Genomic DNA, 3,497 nt, shown 5'->3' with positions numbered 1-3,497 from the left:
GAGTGAGTGTCTAACCAGTAGCTTTTTTTTACTTCCAGGAGGTAATATTTTGGCTGATCATTACAGGCCTTTGCCTAAATGGTGTGCAACGTCCCATATAAAAACTGTGCGAGCTGGCGAGCGTGATTGTCCGCAGGACAATCCGCTAAGCAAGCGAGCACGGTGTTTCGATTCAAGAACAAATTAAGCATTGTTTTTATATGTTGTTAGGCATCGTATTTTTCCCATCTGCAATTCCGTACCATCTATGACTATCAATGTCTTCAATCTTGATGTTTTTAATTTTTCTTTTTTCCAAAACTCTATAAGCTTTCTCAGTACAAAGGATTCCTAAACTCTCGGCGGGTAAAAAGAAATCGCTTCCATCCCAAGTCTGCTTATCGAATGATAATCCGATCGTAAAGCCGGTGTTTTTGGGGGGAATGATTTTACCACATTTTCCTAAACATTGGAATCCGAAATAATCATCTTCTAATCCTTCAAATTCTACAGGATAAGTTCTCCATCCAGTAAGTTCTTCTTTCTCAAAGTCCGCTTTAAGGCCATTTGAGATCAGAAAGTTGAAGATATCCTGCAGCCGAATAATGTCCGTTACTCTTCTTCCTTCGCTCCACTTTAATTGTAGTAGGTCGGGTGTATATTCCCCAGTGAGAAGTTTTTGATCGTCATATTCAATTAACGTCTCAAGCCTTAAATCTTTATTACCTGAACTAAAATTTATACAGTAAAAGTTTTCTTCCATCTTTTTTATATGATGCCTAACGTCCCGTATAAAAACAGTGCGAGATGGCGTGCGTGATTGTCCGCAGGACAATCAGCGTAGTAAGCGGGCAGCAAGTTTCGTTTTGAGACTGATTTAAGCATTGTTTTTATATGTTGTTGGCGTGTCGTTTTATTTTACTTTCCGTGAGTCAGCCGGATAATTTGATAATTACGAGAATCTATAATAATCAAAAAAGTTCCTCCTACTTTACCTTTTGGTAGATTCCCACAGATTAGCCAATAGCCGTCGATGTTATGAATACTATAGGGTTTTTGTTTTTCAATATTCACTTTTCCATAAGTCTGGAAAAGAACCAATTCTGCAAATTCTACAGCTTGAACTTTATCTTTTAAATTTGGTCCGTTGCCAATTACATTATGTAGAGCAGAGTCCGAAAGTGCTTCATTAAGAACTGCTTTTGCCTGTTCTTCCGTCATTCCTTTATTGTCCGTTTCTTGTCCGAAGGCAATCCAGTTGATAAAAAATAAGGCAAGGATTAAGTAAGGTTGAATTTTTTTCATAGAATTTTTTTTTAAATGCACGCCAACGTCCCGTATAAAAACAGTGCTTGCTGGCAAGCTTGATTGTCCGCAGGACAATCAGGCGTCCAAGCGAGCACGGACTTTCAATTTGAGACAGGTTTGAGCATTGTTTTTATACAGTGTTGGCAAACGTATTAATCTAAATATCCGTCATATTCAATCTCTCTTAAGATATCATTTTCGAAGAAGAATATAAATCCAGACGTTCGTTCCAAATTACCAACTTCTATGAGGTCAGAGTTTAATTCCTTTTTCAAAATTTTCCCCAGAACATCTTTCTCCATTCCAACTTGAATAGATTCTGAAAATTTGATATCAGGGTTTGTAATTACAGCCTTGTAAACCCATTCTTCACTGGCAGTTTTATAGGAAGTTAATTCAATATTGTCCGCTTTTTGAGTGATAATTGTATCAACTACGTTATCTACGTGTCGGTTATTAACAGGTTTTTTTTCAACTTCAAAATTATGATTGTCAGTCAGTTTTTCTAAGTCCGAATACAACTGCATTTGTAGGCTATCATTTTGAACAAATTGCTTCGAATTAACGATTGCAGAATCTTCTATTCCATTTCCAGCTCTTGACTCAACTGTTGGATTTTGTTCAGTGATTTGAACTTTACTGGTTTCATTTTGTTTACAAGAAACTATTGAAATCAGAATTACGACGAAAGTTATAATTTGTCTTTTCATATGTTTGCCAACGTCCCGAATAACGCAAGTTGGGGCTTGGAGACTTGAATTTGTCAGTTAATGACAGTTTTATAATGGTACTCAAAATTGCCATTTTTGAGAGGTATTCCGCAATTTGTGTTATTCATTGTTATGCAGCGGTTTTTTAGATTCTTATCTTCTCAGGATCTTGTCTGTTGGAGAATAGAGATAAAATTTCAACGGCATCATTCTTTTGTCGGTAGTAAAGATTATTAAATCTTGCAACCACCGCTCTTCTAACTGTATTATTTTTTTTGGAGAGTTGGAAAAGTTCTGGATTCTTAGAAATTAATTCTATAGTATGATCAAGTTCCTGAGAGAAATTCTTGAGTTCTCTTTCTGTCCAGTTTTTTTCTAAATATTCAATCGTATCTTCTAATTCGGAGAGTGCGTGGTTAGACCATTGAATTTTATAACCACTTTTCATATAATTTCCTTGCTTCTGAATGAGATCTTAATTTTCCGGAATCAGCATCTTTAATTCCTTGTTCAATGGATTTTTTTTCTTCTTTTGAGATTTCTTTCCACCAATCGGTTTTCTCACTTTCGCGCAGCTTCATTATTTTTTCAACGATGGATTTATCATTCAGAGTGGATAACCACTGAATTAACTCTATTTTTTTATTTTGAAGATCTATGTCCATATCTCAAATTTACAATTAAGAACTTAAATAATATTCTTTGTTCAAAAGTTTTTAACTGCTGCATAACGTCCCGGTTAACGCAAGTGCGGATTGGGGACACGAATTGATTTTTTAATTTCAATTTTTAAAGGTACTCAAAAATGCCATTTTTCAAGGGTCAGCCGCATTTGTGTTAACCGTTGTTGTGAGCAGGCTTTTTTCCAGATATCCTTTTATGATCAGCGTTTAATCAGGTCCGCAGTATCTATTCCGAGAGAGGTTCTGGCGTTGTAAGCTATCAGGTAATCTTTATCATTGGTAAAACTTCGAATTTTTTCATTAATCCGCGAATCCATAAATCGTGATAAATAGTAAAAGATTGAAGTCAAGGAATATTTTTCCGTTACCCGGTCCATTTCTTGGAGCGCAATATCTTTCATCTCCTGGTCTCCGCCTTTTATCTCATTGATATAGTTTGCCCAAATGATCTTCTGAGAAGGATTTTTTGCCGATTCCAATCTCTTCCTCATAATCGGTAAAGAATCGGTGGAATTCATTATTGCCAAGGTTTCACCGATTAAATCGTCATCCGTTTCATCAAGCATTTCGATTAATCTGCGTTCAACTTCAACTTTTTCCTTTTCGCTCAAGCTTAAAACAATATGCTCATTGCTGAATCCATTCCGGCTTTGATAGTTATTCGGTGGAATTAGCTCTTGTATTAAGTCAGGAATGTTTCTCATTATTTTTTTTAGCTTGCTCACAACGGCCCCGGTTAACACAAGTGCGGAGTAGGGGACACGAATTGATCTTTTAAGTTCTATTTTTAAAGGTACTCAAAAATGCTATTTTTGAG

6 protein-coding genes are annotated in these 3,497 nt (G+C 36.0%); all 6 read right to left on the bottom strand.

Features of this window, described 5'->3' with window-relative positions:
• Window positions 1–196 precede the first annotated feature (196 nt).
• The 6 genes from G564_RS0113020 to G564_RS0112995 all read right to left on the bottom strand — a co-directional run bounded on the left by G564_RS0113020 (window position 197) and on the right by G564_RS0112995 (window position 3,405).
• Window positions 197–742, bottom strand: a complete 546-nt coding sequence (locus G564_RS0113020) for a hypothetical protein (protein WP_029038040.1) — start codon at window positions 740–742, stop codon at window positions 197–199.
• A 155-nt stretch (window positions 743–897) separates the two neighbouring features.
• Window positions 898–1,284 (bottom strand): NTF2 fold immunity protein, encoded by a 387-nt coding sequence (locus G564_RS19995; RefSeq protein ID WP_051205464.1) that lies wholly within the window; start codon window positions 1,282–1,284, stop codon window positions 898–900.
• A gap of 155 nt (window positions 1,285–1,439) precedes the next feature.
• Window positions 1,440–1,997, bottom strand: a complete 558-nt coding sequence (locus G564_RS0113010; RefSeq protein ID WP_029038039.1) for a hypothetical protein — start codon at window positions 1,995–1,997, stop codon at window positions 1,440–1,442.
• Between the two features lie 145 nt (window positions 1,998–2,142).
• Window positions 2,143–2,445 carry a type II toxin-antitoxin system RelE/ParE family toxin gene (locus G564_RS0113005; RefSeq protein ID WP_029038038.1) on the bottom strand — a complete coding sequence of 101 codons (303 nt, stop codon included), beginning with the start codon at window positions 2,443–2,445 and terminating at the stop codon, window positions 2,143–2,145.
• Window positions 2,429–2,662 carry a hypothetical protein gene (locus G564_RS0113000; RefSeq protein WP_029038037.1) on the bottom strand — a complete coding sequence of 78 codons (234 nt, stop codon included), beginning with the start codon at window positions 2,660–2,662 and terminating at the stop codon, window positions 2,429–2,431. Before G564_RS0113000 ends, G564_RS0113005 begins: the two co-directional genes overlap by 17 nt.
• 218 nt (window positions 2,663–2,880) lie before the next feature.
• A complete protein-coding gene (locus G564_RS0112995; protein WP_211224628.1) occupies window positions 2,881–3,405 on the bottom strand; it encodes a hypothetical protein in 525 nt (174 codons plus the stop codon).
• Window positions 3,406–3,497 lie beyond the last annotated feature (92 nt).

The organism is Salinimicrobium xinjiangense DSM 19287 (assembly GCF_000423585.1).
Classification (GTDB): Bacteria; Bacteroidota; Bacteroidia; order Flavobacteriales; family Flavobacteriaceae; genus Salinimicrobium; species Salinimicrobium xinjiangense.
This window is presented reverse-complemented; position numbering and strand designations above follow the sequence as displayed.

Bases quoted from the DNA above. Each gene is read 5' to 3' on its own strand.
- G564_RS0113020 (WP_029038040.1), bottom strand. From the start codon at position 742: ATGGAAGAAAACTTTTACTGTATAAATTTTAGTTCAGGTAATAAAGAT.
- G564_RS19995 (WP_051205464.1), bottom strand. From the start codon at position 1,284: ATGAAAAAAATTCAACCTTACTTAATCCTTGCCTTATTTTTTATCAAC.
- G564_RS0113010 (WP_029038039.1), bottom strand. From the start codon at position 1,997: ATGAAAAGACAAATTATAACTTTCGTCGTAATTCTGATTTCAATAGTT.
- G564_RS0113005 (WP_029038038.1), bottom strand. From the start codon at position 2,445: ATGAAAAGTGGTTATAAAATTCAATGGTCTAACCACGCACTCTCCGAA.
- G564_RS0113000 (WP_029038037.1), bottom strand. From the start codon at position 2,662: ATGGACATAGATCTTCAAAATAAAAAAATAGAGTTAATTCAGTGGTTA.